Source organism: Psychrilyobacter atlanticus DSM 19335 (assembly GCF_000426625.1).
Taxonomy (GTDB): domain Bacteria; phylum Fusobacteriota; class Fusobacteriia; order Fusobacteriales; family Fusobacteriaceae; genus Psychrilyobacter; species Psychrilyobacter atlanticus.
In genome coordinates, this window is the sequence record NZ_KE384548.1 from 370,821 (window position 1) to 388,429 (window position 17,609).

19 protein-coding genes are annotated in these 17,609 nt (G+C 31.2%); 11 read left to right on the forward strand and 8 right to left on the reverse strand.

Translation table 11 applies throughout. From position 1 onward, the window contains the following. Positions 1–84 precede the first annotated feature (84 nt). The 3 genes from K337_RS0113545 (at position 85) to K337_RS0113555 (ending at position 2,028) form a co-directional block, all read left to right on the forward strand. Entirely contained in the window at positions 85–1,251 is a 1,167-nt protein-coding gene (locus tag K337_RS0113545; protein WP_028857077.1) for a CD0519/CD1768 family membrane protein, read from the forward strand. Between the two features lie 150 nt (positions 1,252–1,401). After that, positions 1,402–1,692 carry a DUF2325 domain-containing protein gene (locus tag K337_RS0113550; RefSeq protein WP_028857078.1) on the forward strand — a complete coding sequence of 97 codons (291 nt, stop codon included), beginning with the start codon at positions 1,402–1,404 and terminating at the stop codon, positions 1,690–1,692. Between the two features lie 9 nt (positions 1,693–1,701). Further along, positions 1,702–2,028 (forward strand): DUF2023 family protein, encoded by a 327-nt coding sequence (locus tag K337_RS0113555; protein WP_028857079.1) that lies wholly within the window; start codon positions 1,702–1,704, stop codon positions 2,026–2,028. A gap of 35 nt (positions 2,029–2,063) precedes the next feature. Here the strand turns inward: K337_RS0113555 and ybaK are convergent, their stop codons facing one another. Together ybaK and K337_RS0113565 are read right to left on the reverse strand one after the other, a co-directional pair. Beyond that, positions 2,064–2,540 carry a Cys-tRNA(Pro) deacylase gene (ybaK, locus tag K337_RS0113560; RefSeq protein ID WP_028857080.1) on the reverse strand — a complete coding sequence of 159 codons (477 nt, stop codon included), beginning with the start codon at positions 2,538–2,540 and terminating at the stop codon, positions 2,064–2,066. After that, complete coding sequence (locus K337_RS0113565; protein ID WP_028857081.1) at positions 2,537–3,346, reverse strand: MerR family transcriptional regulator; 810 nt, start codon at positions 3,344–3,346, stop codon at positions 2,537–2,539. The genes ybaK and K337_RS0113565 overlap by 4 nt, the downstream gene beginning before the upstream one ends. Positions 3,347–3,416: 70 nt before the next feature. On the opposite strand from K337_RS0113565, the gene K337_RS0113570 reads away from it, so the two are divergent. Continuing rightward, positions 3,417–4,073, forward strand: coding sequence for a CatB-related O-acetyltransferase (locus tag K337_RS0113570; protein WP_028857082.1), 657 nt, complete (start codon positions 3,417–3,419; stop codon positions 4,071–4,073). Between the two features lie 87 nt (positions 4,074–4,160). Here K337_RS0113570 and K337_RS0113575 read toward each other — a convergent pair whose 3' ends face one another. From K337_RS0113575 to K337_RS0113590, 4 genes are all read right to left on the reverse strand, one after another. Then, complete coding sequence (locus K337_RS0113575; RefSeq protein ID WP_028857083.1) at positions 4,161–4,472, reverse strand: hypothetical protein; 312 nt, start codon at positions 4,470–4,472, stop codon at positions 4,161–4,163. 100 nt (positions 4,473–4,572) lie between these two features. Further along, complete coding sequence (locus tag K337_RS0113580; RefSeq protein WP_028857084.1) at positions 4,573–6,168, reverse strand: CTP synthase; 1,596 nt, start codon at positions 6,166–6,168, stop codon at positions 4,573–4,575. Positions 6,169–6,361: 193 nt separating this feature from the next. Next, the gene (locus tag K337_RS0113585; protein WP_028857085.1) at positions 6,362–7,408 is read right to left on the reverse strand and encodes a zinc-binding metallopeptidase family protein; all 1,047 of its coding nucleotides are present in this window, start codon (positions 7,406–7,408) and stop codon (positions 6,362–6,364) included. A 116-nt stretch (positions 7,409–7,524) separates the two neighbouring features. Beyond that, a complete protein-coding gene (locus K337_RS0113590; protein WP_028857086.1) occupies positions 7,525–8,046 on the reverse strand; it encodes a shikimate kinase in 522 nt (173 codons plus the stop codon). A 214-nt stretch (positions 8,047–8,260) separates the two neighbouring features. Here K337_RS0113590 and K337_RS0113595 point away from each other — a divergent pair, with 214 nt between their 5' ends. The 6 genes from K337_RS0113595 to K337_RS0113620 all read left to right on the forward strand — a co-directional run bounded on the left by K337_RS0113595 (position 8,261) and on the right by K337_RS0113620 (position 14,304). Then, positions 8,261–9,220 (forward strand): ABC transporter substrate-binding protein, encoded by a 960-nt coding sequence (locus K337_RS0113595; RefSeq protein ID WP_028857087.1) that lies wholly within the window; start codon positions 8,261–8,263, stop codon positions 9,218–9,220. 1 nt (position 9,221) lies between these two features. Next, the gene (locus K337_RS0113600) at positions 9,222–10,568 is read left to right on the forward strand and encodes a sensor domain-containing diguanylate cyclase (protein WP_028857088.1); all 1,347 of its coding nucleotides are present in this window, start codon (positions 9,222–9,224) and stop codon (positions 10,566–10,568) included. Between the two features lie 126 nt (positions 10,569–10,694). Then, on the forward strand, positions 10,695–11,315 hold the full coding sequence (locus tag K337_RS0113605) for a protein-L-isoaspartate(D-aspartate) O-methyltransferase (protein WP_037029938.1): 621 nt from the start codon (positions 10,695–10,697) through the stop codon (positions 11,313–11,315). Between the two features lie 108 nt (positions 11,316–11,423). Beyond that, on the forward strand, positions 11,424–12,101 hold the full coding sequence (locus K337_RS0113610; protein ID WP_028857090.1) for a hypothetical protein: 678 nt from the start codon (positions 11,424–11,426) through the stop codon (positions 12,099–12,101). Positions 12,102–12,110: 9 nt separating this feature from the next. After that, the gene (locus K337_RS0113615) at positions 12,111–12,683 is read left to right on the forward strand and encodes a VC2662 family protein (RefSeq protein WP_028857091.1); all 573 of its coding nucleotides are present in this window, start codon (positions 12,111–12,113) and stop codon (positions 12,681–12,683) included. 106 nt (positions 12,684–12,789) lie between these two features. Then, entirely contained in the window at positions 12,790–14,304 is a 1,515-nt protein-coding gene (locus K337_RS0113620; protein WP_028857092.1) for a nicotinate phosphoribosyltransferase, read from the forward strand. Between the two features lie 64 nt (positions 14,305–14,368). On the opposite strand, the gene K337_RS0113625 is transcribed toward K337_RS0113620, so the two are convergent. Beyond that, positions 14,369–15,187, reverse strand: coding sequence for a hypothetical protein (locus K337_RS0113625; RefSeq protein ID WP_028857093.1), 819 nt, complete (start codon positions 15,185–15,187; stop codon positions 14,369–14,371). A gap of 25 nt (positions 15,188–15,212) precedes the next feature. After that, positions 15,213–16,424, reverse strand: a complete 1,212-nt coding sequence (locus K337_RS0113630; protein WP_028857094.1) for a glycosyltransferase family 4 protein — start codon at positions 16,422–16,424, stop codon at positions 15,213–15,215. A 286-nt stretch (positions 16,425–16,710) separates the two neighbouring features. Between K337_RS0113630 and K337_RS0113635 the strand changes: the two genes are divergently transcribed. Further along, positions 16,711–17,595: a sulfite exporter TauE/SafE family protein gene (locus K337_RS0113635; protein WP_028857095.1), complete on the forward strand. Its 885-nt coding sequence runs from the start codon at positions 16,711–16,713 to the stop codon at positions 17,593–17,595. Positions 17,596–17,609 lie beyond the last annotated feature (14 nt).

Sequence of the window (17,609 nt, forward strand, 5' to 3'; positions counted from 1 at the left end):
TATAAGATCTTCTTGCTAATAAGTTCACAATGGTGTATCTTATTTGGGAGGGAGATTTTTTTTTGTAAAAAAAGGGAGGAACAAATGAACAAAAAGTACAAAAAATCCATTAGTTTGGAGGGGATACTTGCAATTTTATTGATTATTGGAGGTGTATTTTACACAGCCAATACAATGGGTGGAATAAACATGATTAACACAATAATGAAAACCGCTCATGATTTACTCTTGAATACGGTGTTTTTCATAATGGGGATAGCTGTTTTAGCAGGAGCTTTAGCCGGTGTATTATCAGAATTTGGAGTAATATCTATAGTTAATCGAGTTTTATCACCACTGATGAAACCAATTTATAATCTACCAGGGGCGGCAGTCTTAGGGGTTATAACTACTTATCTATCTGATAATCCTGCAGTTATAACTTTGGCCGAAGATAAGGGCTTTAGAAAATATTTTAAAAAATTCCAATTACCGGCTTTGACTAATTTAGGAACATCTTTTGGGATGGGATTAGTAGTTTCGGCTTTCATGGTAGCCCAGAGTACTGTGGCAGGGGAAAGTTTGATAGTCCCAGTAATACTTGGGAATGTTGGAGCTTTTATAGGAAGTATAGTCAGTGTAAACCTTATGTTGATGTTTACGAAAAAACTATATGGTACAGAGGAATATATTGATGGAAATAATAAATTTGACTCTAATGCAGATATACTGAATTACCGTGAAGTAAGGGAAGGAAGCGTTACTGGAAGAGGGCTAGAAGCTGCTTTAGAAGGCGGGAAAACAGGGGTTAAGATGGGACTAGAAATAATCCCGGGAGTTCTTATTATATGTACTATGGTAATGATGCTGACAAATGGACCAAGTCCAGATGGATATACCGGTGCAGCCTATGAAGGAATAAAATTACTGCCTTTTATAGGAGATAAATTATCATTTATATTTACACCGATATTTGGATTTCAGCATTCAGAAGCGCTGGCTTTCCCTATTACATCCCTAGGAGCAGTAGGAGCAGCTATAAGTTTGGTACCACAGCTTTTGAGAGATAAATTGATTGGTGGAAATGAAATAGCAGTATTTACAGCAATGGGGATGTGCTGGAGTGGTTATTTGAGTACCCATGTAGCTATGATGGACAGTTTAAAATTTAGAAATCTCACTGGTAAGGCTATATTCAGTCACACTATAGCGGGATTGGTAGCGGGATCTTCTGCACATTTTTTATTTGTTTTTTATAGTTCATTTATGTAAAAATAATATTATCAAGGAGTTTTCTAAAAAGAAAACTCCTTTTTTAGTTGATTTTATACATCTCTTTTTAAATAAAGTTGCAAATGTTTCATTTATCATATATAATGATTAACATATAGTTTGATAATCAAAATTAATTAGGAGGAAAACATGATAGCAATAATTGGAGGAGTAAAAGGAATAGAATTTGAATATAAGGGATTGATGAAGAAAAATAATCTTAAGTGTAAAATATATAATCAAAATTGTCCGAATTTTGAGAAAAAGATAAAAAATTGCGAAGCCTGTATAATGTTTACCAATACAGTAAGTCATAAACTTTCAACTTCATGTAATAAGGTCTGTAAGAAAAATGATATAAAATTAATAAGAGTTCATTCAAGTAGTATAAATAAATTAAAAGAAAGTATCTGCGAAGTATGCGAATATTTAGATAATTAGGAGGAAAAGATGAAGGTATTTGTTCACCATATATATGAATATGAAAAAGGATTAAGAAATTTAGTTTTACATACAACATCTAAAGAAAACCTTGAGATGATTGAGATGAAGTTAGGGAATAGGAAGATCAATTATAAGATCTATGAAACAAAAAATGGAAAACTCAATATTTTTTTTGGAGCAGAGGAGTGTGTAGAAGTTATAAAAAAAATTGGGAAAGATTATTTGGTAGATTATACAGCAGAGGAAGATTTTATATTAGGGATTATGCTGGGTTATGATAGGAAAAAGCAATGTGAAAGATTTATGAAATATGATGAAATAAATAGAGCTTAAATAAAGAAAAGCTCTATTTATTTTAATTGTTAATCTTATAGGTATATAGAGATATCATCTACATGGATATTTAAAACTTGAATTAACTTATTTGGATCGATTTCAATCTGCATCCCTCTTTTTCCACCACTGATGACAATAGTTTCAAAACTTAGGCAGGAATCTCCAATATAAGTAGGAAAAGATTTTTTCATCCCTAGAGGAGAGCATCCGCCCCTCATATATCCTGTTATTTTTAGGAGATCTTTCATATGAATCATCTCAACTTTCTTATTTTTACTGACTTTAGCCAATTTTTTTAAATCTAATTCCATCTCTCCTGAGATACAAGCTACTAGATAGCCAGTTTTATCTCCTAAAAGGACTAAAGTTTTAAAAATTCTATCGATATCAACCTTAGTTTTTTTTGCCATAGCTACAGCACTGAGATCGGATTCGTCATATTCATATTCATTTATCACATATGGAATTTTATTTTTATCTAGGATTCTCATAGCGTTTGTTTTTTTCATAATTCCTCCTCTATCTTAAACAATATTTCACTTAAATAATCATCGACTGAACTTGATGTATGAGCGCCTAAGATAGCCCTACCATAAGCTTTACCAGCTGATTTTAATTGATTCTCTTCCAAGTATTCTTTGATTTTTTTCATGGCAGGTTCATTATATGTTTTAGGATTACCTCTGTAGATTAGAGATATATATAATCCCCCAGACATTAAATATTCATTTTCTGCTTTTTTATTTTTGGAAAGTTCATGGATTAAACCATTACAGCTATATCTCCCCTCCAATAATTCATCTACATCTAACAATCCATAGACTTTACCCTCTATTTCATCAGTTTTTTTCTTGAGTGTCATACCTATCTGGTACAATTCAGGTTTCTCCACTATATTTATTGGTTCAAATTCAATTTTTTCAAATTTAGTTTTATATACTTTAATTATCTTTATCTCAAAAGTTTCGTTGATCTCTGGAGTAGATTTGAGTTTTGCTATATGATTGTCTACGCCGATCTTTAATTTCTTTAAATTTTTTATCTCATCTTCTATTTTTTTTGAAATAATAATTAATTCATCTAGGAGGCCGCCTCTATTCTTAATTTCTTTTATCTTTTTTAAAGAAACTCCCATCTTTTTCAGTGAGAATATAATATATGCTTCCTTTATATGCTCTTTTAAATAATATCTATACCCTGTAATAGGATTTTTAAAAGCTGGAATCAATAGACCCAGTTCCTCATAATGTCTCAGTGTTTTGGTTGTAATATTCAATATTTTGGCTAATTCGCCGATAGTAAAAAAAAATTTCATATTTCCCCCTTGAACCTTGCCCTTAGGTTAAAGCTTATCATATAAATATAAAATATTAAAGGAGGGAATCATGAAAAAAGATCATTGGTTTTATACAAAACTTATAAAGGACGAAATAACAAATGAAAATATTGAGGCAGGGGTAGGAAGTTATTATTCAGGCTATTATCAGGATGGGAATTTTGAGGATCATAATGTAAGGTATCTTTATGGAACCCCTAAGGATAAAGAGTTGGCAGATATTAGATGGGTCCCTGATAAATTAAAGATAGGTAAATACAACTCTATAGCTAGTGGAGTAGTATTTATGATGGGAGGAAATTCAACACATAATTTAAATTTTGTTTCAGTTTATCCATTTCCTGCCATTATAGAAAATGCTTACGAAAGTCGTGGAGACACTGTAGTTGGGAATGATGTTTGGCTGGGGATGGAAGCTATGGTCATGCCAGGAATTAAGATAGGACATGGTTCAGTAGTTGCTGCAAGAAGTGTAGTAACAAAAGATGTTCCTCCTTATACTATAGTCGGTGGAAACCCGGCTAAGGTTATAAGGAGAAGGTTTTCAGAGGCCGAGATTGAGATGTTATTAGAAATGAAATGGTGGGATTGGTCTGAGGAGGAGATAAATTTAGCTTTACCATACTTTATAAAAGGGGTTGAAGATCTCTATGAATATTGGAAACAATTAAAAAATGAACATGACGTTGCCTCCAAAAAGGCATAGTCTAAATTTTTCTGGTTTTAGCTGATATTATGAGATGGTGTAATTTTCTAGATAAAAAAAGGAGGACTTGAATGTCCTCCTAATTTTTTATAGATGAATAATAAAGTAACTTTTCCCCTTAACTTTAAATTCTACAGGTTTTCTCTCTCTAATTTTTCTAAATTTTGTGTGAGTATATCTTTTTACCATTTTTTGAGGATAATCCTCTGCTTTTTTTCTACTCATAGTAACTATAGTATTGATTACTTCTGATTTTTTATTACTAACCAGATAATCTTCATTCATACAACTAAATAAAACACCCCTATAGATAGGATCTCCTTTTATCTGTTTAAAATTTATATTTTTACCCAATCTTTCATTGATATATAAGCCTAGGGCCATCATTCTATCTTTCATAATTATCTTCTCCTTTTTGATCACTAACTAGCACTATTGCCGCTAATAAAATTTTATTTTTAGACAAAAATTTGGCTGAGAGATCCCAGCCAAATGATTTTTATTTTTCTGTTCTACTGAATGCTGCTGTAATTAAACCACTAAATAATGGATGTGGTCTATTAGGTCTTGTTTTAAATTCTGGATGAAATTGTCCAGCGATAAAGTAAGGATGGTTCTTAACTTCTACAATTTCAGCTAATCTTCCATCTGGAGAAGCACCTGAGATGATAAGTCCAGCTTTTTCCATCTCTTCTTTGAATTCATTGTTGAATTCAAATCTATGTCTATGTCTCTCATAGATTAACTCTTCTCCGTATAATTCACGAGCTAAAGTTCCTTCTTTTAATTTACAAGGGTATAATCCTAATCTCATAGTTCCACCCATTTCTACACCTTTTTGATCAGGCATTATGTCTATTACTGGATGAGCAGTACCAGAATTAAATTCAGCTGAATGAGCATCCTTCCATCCCATGATAGATCTAGCATATTCAATAACTGCTGACTGCATTCCAAGACATATTCCTAAGAATGGTATCTTATTCTCTCTAGCATATTTTACTGCAGCTATCTTACCTTCTACTCCACGGTCTCCAAATCCTCCAGGAACTAATATTCCGTCAAATCCTTTAAGGTCTTTTAAATCTAAATTCTCAGCTTGAAGATAAGTTACTTCAGCTTTGATATCTTGATGGTATCCTGCATGTTTTATTGACTCGTCTATAGAGATATATGCATCTTTTAACTCTACATATTTTCCAACTACAGCTATTTTAACTTTTTTAGAAGGGTTTTTGATCTTATCTACCATAGCTCTCCATTCTGTAAGAGCAGGTTTTTCATTAGATACTCCTAATTGTTTGCAAACTACATCTGCTAAACCATTTTCTTCTAAGTTCATAGGCACTTCATAGATAGTAGGAGCATCGATACACTCGATCACAGCATCAGTATCTAGGTCGCAGAATAGTGATAACTTTTCTTTTAATGATTCAGGAAGAGTATGCTCAGTTCTACATACTAATACATTTGGTCTTATTCCTAAAGTCATAAGTTGTTTTACTGAATGTTGTGCAGGTTTAGATTTTAATTCTCCAGCGGCATTTAAATAAGGAACTAATGCACAATGAACATATAATACATTTTCTCTTCCTACATCATATCTAAATTGTCTGATAGCTTCTAAAAATGGTGTAGATTCGATATCTCCTACAGTTCCACCAATTTCAGTGATTACGAAGTCAGAGTTTACTTCTTTACCTACAATCTCGATTCTTGATTTAATCTCATTTGTGATATGGGGAATAACTTGTACAGTTTTACCTAAATATTCTCCCTTTCTTTCTTTATTGATAACAGTTTGGTAGATTCTACCAGTAGTTACACTACTGTACTTAGTTAAGTTTTGGTCGATAAATCTTTCATAATGACCTAAATCTAAGTCTGTTTCTGCTCCATCATCAGTTACAAATACCTCACCATGTTCATATGGATTCATTGTTCCTGGATCTATATTGATATACGGATCAAATTTTTGAATAGTAACTGAATGCCCTCTTTCCTCTAATAATCTACCTAAAGATGCTGCTACGATTCCCTTTCCTAAAGATGATACTACACCACCGGTAACAAAAATATACTTAGTTTGTTTCATATAACTCCTCCTAAAATAATAGATTTAACACATAAAAAAAAGGCGAAAAAAAAAACGGATGTTTTGATTTATCGCCTATAATAATTTTTTTTAAAACAGAAATATTTCTTTCCCTGTTTAATTTACTTTAATAAGTATACTATAGAACCTAAAAAAAATCAATAATTTTTTTAGATTCTATAGTCTTTGTTTCTTACCCCTCAATTGGGTTTAAATTAATTTTAGGATTTAAATTCAAAATAAAGTGAGTAAGTAAATTTATTTCATCTTCAATATCATAAAAACTAGCTGTTTCTACTGGAGAGTGCATATATCTGATTGGCAGAGAAACTAAAGCTACAGGAACCCCTTTACCAGTATATTTTATAGTATCAGCATCTGTACCAGTCCTTCTAGGAGTCAGCTCATATTGTAAATTTATATCTAATTCTTCAGCTGATTTTTCTAACTCTGAATTAATTTTGAGATTTATAGGAGCTCCTTTAGCTAAAACAGGTCCGCCCTCTAATGAAAACTCTCCATTGGCATTGGTATCTACCCCGGGATAGTCAGTAGCAAAGGTAACGTCACAAATCACAGCCATATCCGGGTTAATTTTTGAGCCAGCAAAATAAGCTCCACCTTGATTAGTTTCTTCAGTACTTGTATTTACAGCATAAACTCCTATATCTAGGTTTTCCTCAGCCAGCTTTCTTATAACTTCAGCTATGATGAAACTTCCAGTTTTATTATCTAAGGCTTTACCAGCAATTCTATTCTCCTGCAAAAGTTCAGTTTCTCTCTTGTAAACTGCCATATCTCCAATATTTAAAAATTTTATTGCTGATTCTTTATTTTTAAAACCACAATCTACATATATATCATCCATAGTAAGATTTTCTTTCACTCCTCCATGGTGCTCAGCATTGGCTCCGACTACTCCAACAACCTCTTCTTTACCCAAGAATTTTATTTTCATACCCACAGCAATTTTGGGACTGATCCCCCCTAGTTTCTCCAAGAAGATAAAACCATTAGAATCGATTCTTTTAACCATAAATCCAATTTCATCCCCATGAGCTGCGATCATAACTTTAAAATCTGCTTCTGGGTTTAAAACTGCATATGCATTGCCTACATTATCACTCTCTGTTTTGTGGGAAAACTCTTTCACATAGTCCAGCCAAAGAAGTTGAACTTCTTTTTCCATTCCAGACGGTGAAGAAGTATCCAAAAGATCCATTAAAAATTTTCTGTTCATAAGTTATGCCCCCTAGTATTTTTATTCTCCAAAAAAATTATAAAACTCACCAATAAATTAAAGGTTATAAAAACTTTCATTGTGACTATAATTAGATGCAACATTACGTTGCCTTTTTAGTCAAATTTAATATACATTTTTTTTATTTTATCCACAGTATCCCAGATGTTAGTTCTAGAATCAATATGGACTTGATCGTCCATGTATTTTTTGTAATTATCGATTCTTTCGTCTAAAAGTTCAACAATACGAGAATGCAGGTCCTCTACATCATTTAGGAGAGGCCGGGTATTTCTCCTGGATACCCTCTTATAGATACATTCAATGGTGCAATCTAAATAGATTACAAAGCCGCTTTCTTTTAAAAGCATTATATTAGCATCAGATGCTACAACACCGCCCCCTGTAGAAATAACGGTGTTGTTCATTTTGGAAATTTCTTTAACATATTTTGCTTCAATCTCTCTGAAATATTTTTCCCCTTTCAGAGCAAATATCTCTTTTACCTTCATATTTTCTTTGTGTTCTATATAATGGTCTGTATCTACAAAGTTCATCTCTAAAACTTTAGCCAGCTCTCTACCCACTGTAGATTTTCCACTTCCCATAAATCCTATTAAAATTAAATTTTGTTTCATAAGGTTCACCTCGAGACAATTATATCATAATATTAAATACTTTTGATTACTTTTATTTTCTCTTTTTTGAGTAATAACCATTTATTGAATGGAGAATCGCGATTTTATAAAAGTAAAAGGATATTAGGGTGTTTTTTGTATAACATAATATGCTGGATAGAAAATGAATAAATATTTTATAGGTTATATATCATGCAAAAATACAGGAGGGAAAATGGGATATAAAAAATTATATTTAATATTAAGTATTTTATTTTTAAGTTTAACTGCCTGCAAAAAATATGAGGAACCCATAAAAATAGGGGTTAATGATTGGCCACCATGTGAATTATGGTATATAGCGGAAGAACAGGGTTATTTTGAAGATACTAAAGTGGAAATTATTAGGTTTTCTACCTGGGCAGATAGTTTAACTGCTTTTTATTTAGGGAAGACAGATATAGTAAGTTCATCATATTTTAATACTCTTTATTATGATAAAAAAGGAGAAGGTGCAAAGATAATCCTTACTGCTGATATGATAGTGGGAGGAGACGGTCTGGTAGTTAAAGATTACATTGAGGATCTAAAGGATCTAAAAGAGAAAAAAATAGCAGTAGAACTGGGAACAGATGAGCATTTTTTACTTCATAAAGTGTTAGAAAAAATAGGGCTAAAAGAGGAGGATGTTACAATAATTCCATCTACTTCTAAAGAAAGTATGGAAAAATTTATTCGTGGGGAAGTAGATGCCTGTTTAACATATGAACCTTTTATGAGCCGGGCTGCTGAAAAAGGAGGAGGGAGAGTTACTTTTACTACAGCTAATTTACCAGAGTATATAATCGATGTTTTACTTGCCCGAAATGAGGTTTTAGAGGTAAGAAAGAAAGATTATTCAAACATTATTCGTGCCTGGTATAAGGCTCAAAAATTTGTAAAGGAAAATCCAGAGGAAGCCTATAGAATAATGAGTTCTAAAGAAAACATAACACCAAAAGAATTTAAATCATTCTATGAGAGTTTTGAAATGTTTAGTTTAGAAGACAATAAAAAGATATTTAGTTCAGAAAAATTAAAAGAAAAATTGATGGAGATGGATAAATTTTTATTCAAAAATGATCTAATCTCTGACAGGATAGAGATAGAAAAAATATATACAGATGAAATTCTCATTGATATAGGAGATGAGTAAGATGAGTAAGGGGTTTAGAAGATCCTTCTACAGTTTATATCTTAAAATTTCAATGGGGCTGATAGCCGTAATAGTTACAATTATGTTTTTATCATTTTTTTTCGTAGATAAACTTCTGTATAGTTATTTAAAACTTCAATATAAAGAACAGGTCTTCTCTGTTATTTCAGGATTAGACTGGGCAGCATCAGGTCTTTTGGAAAATAAAGAAATAAACTCTTTACAGAGATTGACAGAAAATATTGGTTCCTACTCTTTTATAGAAAAAATACGTGTTTATAATACAGAAGATCACATCATATCTTCTAATAATAAAAGGGAAGTTGGAAAAGAATTAAAGGAAAGGATTGTCAGTGAAATATTAATAAAAAATAAATTACGAAGCATGGAGATAAATTTTAAAGAGGGACGGTTTAAAGTGGCTGTTCCTATAAAGGGAAAGGAGTATAGCAGAGTGACAAAATCTGGAATAGTAGGAGTACTCTATATAAAGGTTGACCTAAAAGGGATAGATAAGCTCATGTTTGAATATAGGTATAGTATTATTAGGGATATCACTATAGTGGGAGTTCTTTTACTCATTATTATATTGACTTTATTGACCAAAAAAATATTTATTCCTCTTATTAAATTATCAGATGCTGCAATAGAAGTATCTCGTGGGAATTATAAAAGTAAAATTGAAAATAATTCTAAATTAGAATTTAATTATTTGATCGATGAATTTAATCATATGATCGAACAGATTAACATAAGGGATGAAAAATTAAGGATCAGTAGAAAAAAATTAGAAGATTATAGTTTATCATTGGAAAAAAAAGTGAAAGAACGAACCAAGGAGCTGCATCTAAGCAATGAAAAATTTAAAAAAATAGCAATTACAGATGGTTTGACTAAAATTTATAATAGGAAATATATCTTAGAAAAACTTGGCTCAGAAATAGAAAAATCAATAAGAATTCATGAGAAACCATCTATTGTTATGTTGGATGTAGATGACTTTAAAAGAATAAATGATAACTATGGTCATCAAACAGGTGATGAGGTATTAAAAAAAATAAGTAAAGTTATAAAGAACAGTTTAAGAGACATAGATTTACTTGGAAGATACGGTGGGGAAGAATTTATTATTATTATTCCTGAAACAAATATAGAAAAATCTTTTCATATAGCTGAAAGAATCAGGAAAGAAGTTGAAAATATAAGGTACGATAATAAAAATATTAAAACAACGATAAGTTTAGGAGTTGTAGAAGTAGTCGATGAAAACCAGCATGAAATTATAAGAAAGGTCGATAAACTTCTCTATAAAGCTAAAGAAAACGGGAAAAATAGGGTAGAAAAATAAAAAAAGCTGAAGAAATTATTTTGGCTTTTTTTACTTTATAAAGTGGAAAAAATAAATATTATGCTAGTTTAGAAAAGATTACTATTATTTGAATTCAAAGAATGATGAATTTTTAAAGGAGGAAAAATGTTTGAAAAACTCAGAGAATCTATGGTAGAAAATCAGCTTCTTTATCGTGGAATAAAAGACTCTAAAGTAATAGCTGCATTTTTAGAAGTTGAAAGACACCTTTTTGTCGAAAAAGAAGAGGTAGAGTTTGCCTACAATGATTATCCCCTTCCAATTGGATCAGGACAGACAATTTCCCAACCATATATCGTAGCTTATATGATGGAAAAATTAAAGATAGAAAAAAATGATATAGTTTTAGAGGTAGGAGCAGGATCGGGATATGAAGCGGCACTTATATCTAAAATTGCAAAGCAGGTTATTACTTTAGAGGTGAACTTTGACCTTTATTTGAAGTCTAAAGAAAAACTCAATTATTTAGGTTATGAAAATATTGAAGTGCTGAATAAAAATGGCTTTGAAGGGTATGAAGAAAAGGCTCCCTATGATGTGATAATAGTATCAGCTGCGCCTTCAGAAATCCCACAGAACCTCATAAAACAGTTGAAAATAGGGGGAAGGATGATTGTTCCTGTAGGCAGATTCACACAACAATTATTTTATATAGAGAAAAATGGTAGGGACAAATTTTTAATAACTGCTCTAGCCTATGTAAAGTTTGTACCTATGATCAAATAAGTTTTTATAAAAAAACACTAGAAAAATAAATTTCTTAAAAAATAAATTTAATAATTATGGTACAATAATTCCATATGACATTATTAAACTAGGGAGGATACAGGTATAATGAAAAAAATAATTATTGCTTTAATAACACTTCTTTCTTTGAATCTTTACGGAGAGACAGAGGGAGAAGGAAAGAATAGAAAGGCGTTTGATGTAGATGGGAATAAATATATAATCAGGCCACTATATGGAATAGCTACACAATCAGATTTAGGTGATTTATTGACCTTTAAAGATTTAAAGAAAGACCCAAACGATGGAAAACTTGCTGGAATACAGGTGGAAAGATATGTATATAAGAGACCATATGATTTTCCAATAAACATAACTTTACAGAGTAGTTTTATTACTCATTTTAACAGTTATAGCGGCGATGAAACAGATTATTACACAAATGATAATACCTATGAGATAAATTTTGGTATAAAGATATACTGGACAGAGTTTCCATGGGATAAATATGTTCGTACAAGACTGGGGGTATCGGAAGGATTATCTTATACAAGTAATATTACTAACCTAGAAAGATACAATCAATACTATAAAAATAATTCTAATTATTTAAACTATATAGATATTACTCTTTCTTTTAATGCTAAGGATATCACTAAGATAGATGAACTAGAAGATACCTATATTGGAATGGGAATTTCACATAGATCAGGGATATTTGGGACTATTAACGGTGTAGATGGTGGATCAAATAATGTGACATTCTTTTTTGAAACAGAATTATAGGAGGAAAAAATGAAAAAGATAATATTATTTTTAAGTTTAATGGTCAGTATGACTATAACAAGTTTTAGTGAGACTACAAATTTTCAGTTGGGATTAACTCCTACTTTAAATATAGGTGAAGGTGAAGATGTCAAAGGGCTACGTGTACCGGTATTTTTTGGAACTACAGAAGAAGTTACAGGGGTTGATTTTAACATATTTGCCAGTGACGTGGATAAATTCACAGGTCTGCAGGGTGGAATATTTTTAGGAGCAGGAATATTTAATAAAGTTAACACTGAATTTAAAGGGGCCGGTCTAGGGCTTGTTAATCTTCATGATGGGAACAGTAAGGGGCTTTTAATAGGAGCAGGAAATCTTACAAATGAGTTTACAGGATTAAAATTAGGGATATTTAATTATTCAAAATCTAATTCAAATTATGAATTTGGAGTAATCAATTACTCTAAAGAAACATTTTTTCAAGTGGGGCTTATAAATATTGCAGGGAAGATAAATGGTATTCAAATAGGGTTTTTAAACTTTGCAAGTAATGGTATTTTACCGGTAATGCCTTTTTTGAATTTTAACTGGAAGCTATAAAGGTTAAAGATTAGGAATAAAAACATAAAGTATTAAGTATAAATTAAATAGATTAAAAAATAAATTATTGTGGATTTTAATATTTAAAACAAAAGAGGGGGAACCTATGAAGGATAGACAACTGTTAAGTGAATTTGCAAACGTAATAAACTCCGATAGGTATCAATATACAGAAAGCGATGTTTTTTTAAAAGAGGGAATGCAGGAAAAGGTAGCTGTTTTTGACATGTACTTTCGTAAAACAGAGGATGGAGGCTTAGCTGTAGTTTCCGGTATTCATGAAGTGATTAAACTAATAGAGGTTTTAAATAGTACAAGTGAGGAAGAAAAAAGAAAATATTTTTCTCCCCTCATTAATGAGGAAGAATTATTGGAATATTTAGTAAAGTTAAAATTTACAGGTGATATATATGCGATGCGAGACGGGGAGATAGCGTATCCAAATGAGCCTATCATAACTATAAAAGCTCCTATAATTCAGGCTAAGATCTTAGAAACACCTATTTTAAATATAATGAATATGCAGATGGCAATAGCTACAAAAGCATCTCGTGTAACTAGAGCTGCTTATCCTACCCCAGTGCTATCCTTTGGAAGTAGAAGAGCACATGGATTCAGTTCTGCTGTAGAGGGTAATAAAGCAGCTTATATCGGAGGATGCACGACCCATTCAAATATTGTTACAGAATATAAATATGGTATCCCTAGTGTAGGAACTATGGCACACTCATATATTCAGACTTTTGGTGTAGGAAGGGAAGCAGAAAAAGAATCTTTTGATAAATTTATAAAAAATAGAAGAAGTGGAAATAACCCTCTTATTCTTTTAATAGATACCTATAATACCTTGAAGATCGGAATTCAGAATGCTATTGATTCTTTTAAAGAAAATGGGATAGATGACTCCTACGAAGGGACTTACGGTATAAGGATTGACTCAGGAGATTTAGCATACCTGTCTAAAAAATGCAGAAAATTATTGGATAAGGCATCACTTTATAAGGCTCAAATAGTTTTGACCAATGGATTAGATGAAAATTTAATAAGAGCTTTAAAGGAACAGGATGTCGCAGTAGACTCTTATGGTGTAGGAGATGCTATTGCTGTAAGTAAGTCAAATCCTTGTTTTGGAGGGGTATATAAAATTGTAGAAGTTGACGGAGAATCGGTAATAAAGCTATCGGAGGATATTATTAAGATATCAAATCCTGGTTTTAAAGAAGTTTACAGGCTCTATGATAAAAAGGGATTAGCTTATGCAGATTTAATAACTTTAACTGATGGAGATAATGATAAGAAGCTGTTGATGAATAATGAAACTTTAGAACTTAGAGATGAAAATTATGAGTTTAAAAGTGCTAGTTTGGCAGGGGGGGATTATACCCATAAAAAGCTTACTAAAATATATGTAAAAGATGGTCAAATAACTGAAGAATATTCAAAGCTAAAAGATATAAGGATTTCAAGGGATTATTATTTGACAGAATTAGAAAAAATATCTAGCGAAAGAAAAAGGTTGGAAAATCCACATAAATATAAGGTAGACTTATCTCATGATTTGAGAAGATTAAAATATAAGCTTATAAATAAAATATCTAAACAAATCAAGGGTGAAATATAGAAAAAATCATTTAAATAAGTAAAAAGACCAGAAAATTTTATTTTCTGGTCTTTTCATATTTTAGTTAAGAATTGAGTCTAGCTGGTTTTTTTAGATGTCTTTCACTTAAATTTTTTATAAGATCTCTGATTTTTTCATATTGCTTCGCAGTTATTTCATTGGCTATAGCTATAGAAATTTCGAATTCTCCTAGATTTCTATGAAGTTCTGCCTTTAAAATCTTTTCGGCGCTGCTGTCTCCTAAAATATCTAAAAGGATTTTCATGTTTTCTTTTTCTGGAATAGTATAAAATACTTCTGCCTCTCCTACTTCTTCCATCTCTTTAATTTGAGCTAGGATGTTATTCAGATGATTTTTTTCCTTTAATCTGCCAAAGACTTCCTCTCTTTTTTGAACTAATTCGTTAATTTTTTCTTCCACTATAGATATAGATGTATTTTCAGAAAGAGTTTCCTTTTTTTGAACCATCTTAGCAATATATTGGTTAAAGTGTGTTATAGAAGGGATTTGCGAAATGGTAGCCTTTAAAAGTTCTACCTTTACTTTGAGATCATCTAAAGAATCGATATCTCTATATTTATCATTGGTTCTCTGCCAGGTTTTTATTCGAATATTTAGAGTTTTAAAATTTTCATCTTTTAAAATTTCTAAGTATTCCTCAACTGTGGGTTCTAGGAGAAGAATCGCGGCCTTCTCTTTGATTTCCTCACATTCGTTGACAAATTTGATTTTTTTGCAGGTATCGCATATAAACACATCTATCATTCTAGGAGTCATAGCTCCTTCTACTACCCCGTCGGTGTAGATTGTAGCCTCTATATCACCTGTAAATTCAGACGTTTTAGTTCTGTATTTAGTTCCGCATTTACATTCAAAATTCATATTGTTCCTCCAGTTTAAAATTTTTTTACTGATATTTAAGATCTTTTAAAATATCATCTAATTGAGAAGTTAAATTTTTCCATGTGAATCTATCTAAAGAAATATTATGATTTATATCATGAAGAGTGCTTAAAGAATTTAAAAGGGCGCTCTTTATGTTTTCTATGTAGATTTCTTCGTTTTGTTCTTTTAACTGATCCTGAGAGACTCTCTCTGGGATATCTATGTATGTGATCATATTTGAATCATTGATCACATCTCCAAACCAAGGCTTTATACCGGGAAGATCAGAAGCGACAACTCTCAATCCACAGGCTAGAGCTTCTACTAAAACTAAGGGTAATCCTTCATATAAGGATGGGAGGATAAATATGTGTCCCTTATTGTAAATCTCTTTTAATTTAGTCTGTTCAATCATACCCCAAAACTTTATCTCATTTTTACTTTTTTTACTCTGGGTTAGAATGTTTTTATATTCCTTCCCATGTCCCATACCGATCAAGTTAAGTCTTATTTGTTTATCTGTTTTAATAGAAGAAAAGGCCTCTATTAGGTACCGAATTCCCTTTGCATAAGATATTTTACCGGTAAAAATTATATCGATTATTTCATTATTTTTTTTTGTATCCATCGAATGGAAAACTTTATTATTAAATCCTATTCCAAGGGGAACAACCTTGTGAGGTTCTACACTATAAATCTTTTGAATTTCTTTTTTTTGAACTTCGTGAAGAGCTATTATTTTATCTAAATTTTTTATATTTTTCAGGATGAAATTATCTTTTAGGCTGTGTGTGTTCATTTGCCTAAGATCAGTTCCGTGACAAAATCCAACTACTTTAATATCTTTGACCCATTCCCTGACTAAGGCAGTTAAAAAATACAAATGATGACAGAGGATATAGTCTGGATTAAACTCTTTTACAGCTTTTAAAATTTGCTCTTTAAAAGCATCTTCATAGAGGTTTACCATGGAACTATCCATCTCTTTGTATATAGTGCTTTTATAAGGCATGATATCACTCATACCTGCAATTGGAAAAGGGAGTTCAGATGTATTGAAAATAACTTCATAGGTAGAGGAAATATCTATGCCTTTTAGTTCCCCTTTAAATTCGCTGCCACAAACTAAACTTTGAGAGTACTTTAAATCAGTAAATTCTTTTATTAGATTTTTTAGATAGATTCCACTTCCAGTATCACTTGGTTTTTGAGATATAATATGAAGAATTTTCATTAAATGTCCTCCTAGGTAATTAAAAACTTTCACTATATTTTAACTAAAATAGACAATTTTTACAATATTTTTCAATAATTTTCGTATTTAATTGTTTAATTTTTGATCTTTTTAAGTTTATTTTAATTATTTTATTAGTAATATCATATGTTGCATCTTTTTTATAATTAGAATTTAATGTATTATAAATGGTTTTAATGTTTTGTATCCGTAACAAAAAATTGGTAAAAATCCCATTATTATGGTATTATTTTCACATGTATTGTTTTTTGTAGAAGGAGGAAAGATGGTTGAGGCGTTATTAGGAATTTTATTTTGTATGGGATTATGGTATCTTGCAGTTTTTTTTAAAGATTATAGAGAGGTTAAAAGAAAGAATAAGGTAGAGAAGGAAAACAAGGTAGCTTTAAGTGGTATTGGGTTTATAATTTGTTTTTTTGACACCCTTGGAATAGGCGGATTTGCACCTATGACCGCTATATTTAAACAGTTTAAGTTAGTAAATGACAGGATTATTCCAGGAACTTTAAACACTGCGATGACTATTCCTATTGTTATTGAAGCTCTTATTTTTATCAAAGATGTAAAGGTGGATCTGGTTACTTTAATATCTATGCTTGTAGCTGCAACTTTAGGAGCTCTTTTAGGTGCAGGGTATGTGTCCAAATTGAACGAGAAAAAGGTTCAACTTTATATGGGGATAGCTTTAATAGTTGTGGTAATAATAATGTTAGCTGGTAAATTAGGAATACTTTCATCTGGTGGAGATGCAGTCGGTCTTTCTGGGGTTAAATTAATTATAGCAATTGCAGGTAACTTTATATTAGGAGCACTTATGACTCTCGGAATAGGACTTTATGCCCCTTGTATGGCATTGGTATATGCTCTTGGACTAAGTCCATTAGTTGCTTTCCCTATTATGATGGGATCATGTGCATACTTAATGCCGGCAGCCAGTGCTAAATTTATCCGTGAAGGAGCCTATCATAGAAGTGTTACTCTATGGAGTACAATATTTGGGTCGGTTGGAGTTGTTGTGGCAGCATATTTAGTTAAATCATTACCTATAAATATTTTAACTTGGGTTGTTATGGGAGTTATCCTTTACACGTCGGTTAATTTATTAAAGGATTCTTTTTCACCTGAAAATCAAGAGCCTGTTAATGTTTAATTAGATATAACAAA

Coding starts and splice junctions, on each gene's coding strand:
- K337_RS0113545 (WP_028857077.1), top strand. CDS start 85: ATGAACAAAAAGTACAAAAAATCCATTAGTTTGGAGGGGATACTTGCA.
- K337_RS0113550 (WP_028857078.1), top strand. CDS start 1,402: ATGATAGCAATAATTGGAGGAGTAAAAGGAATAGAATTTGAATATAAG.
- K337_RS0113555 (WP_028857079.1), top strand. CDS start 1,702: ATGAAGGTATTTGTTCACCATATATATGAATATGAAAAAGGATTAAGA.
- ybaK (WP_028857080.1), bottom strand. CDS start 2,540: ATGAAAAAAACAAACGCTATGAGAATCCTAGATAAAAATAAAATTCCA.
- K337_RS0113565 (WP_028857081.1), bottom strand. CDS start 3,346: ATGAAATTTTTTTTTACTATCGGCGAATTAGCCAAAATATTGAATATT.
- K337_RS0113570 (WP_028857082.1), top strand. CDS start 3,417: ATGAAAAAAGATCATTGGTTTTATACAAAACTTATAAAGGACGAAATA.
- K337_RS0113575 (WP_028857083.1), bottom strand. CDS start 4,472: ATGAAAGATAGAATGATGGCCCTAGGCTTATATATCAATGAAAGATTG.
- K337_RS0113580 (WP_028857084.1), bottom strand. CDS start 6,168: ATGAAACAAACTAAGTATATTTTTGTTACCGGTGGTGTAGTATCATCT.
- K337_RS0113585 (WP_028857085.1), bottom strand. CDS start 7,408: ATGAACAGAAAATTTTTAATGGATCTTTTGGATACTTCTTCACCGTCT.
- K337_RS0113590 (WP_028857086.1), bottom strand. CDS start 8,046: ATGAAACAAAATTTAATTTTAATAGGATTTATGGGAAGTGGAAAATCT.
- K337_RS0113595 (WP_028857087.1), top strand. CDS start 8,261: ATGGGATATAAAAAATTATATTTAATATTAAGTATTTTATTTTTAAGT.
- K337_RS0113600 (WP_028857088.1), top strand. CDS start 9,222: ATGAGTAAGGGGTTTAGAAGATCCTTCTACAGTTTATATCTTAAAATT.
- K337_RS0113605 (WP_037029938.1), top strand. CDS start 10,695: ATGTTTGAAAAACTCAGAGAATCTATGGTAGAAAATCAGCTTCTTTAT.
- K337_RS0113610 (WP_028857090.1), top strand. CDS start 11,424: ATGAAAAAAATAATTATTGCTTTAATAACACTTCTTTCTTTGAATCTT.
- K337_RS0113615 (WP_028857091.1), top strand. CDS start 12,111: ATGAAAAAGATAATATTATTTTTAAGTTTAATGGTCAGTATGACTATA.
- K337_RS0113620 (WP_028857092.1), top strand. CDS start 12,790: ATGAAGGATAGACAACTGTTAAGTGAATTTGCAAACGTAATAAACTCC.
- K337_RS0113625 (WP_028857093.1), bottom strand. CDS start 15,187: ATGAATTTTGAATGTAAATGCGGAACTAAATACAGAACTAAAACGTCT.
- K337_RS0113630 (WP_028857094.1), bottom strand. CDS start 16,424: ATGAAAATTCTTCATATTATATCTCAAAAACCAAGTGATACTGGAAGT.
- K337_RS0113635 (WP_028857095.1), top strand. CDS start 16,711: ATGGTTGAGGCGTTATTAGGAATTTTATTTTGTATGGGATTATGGTAT.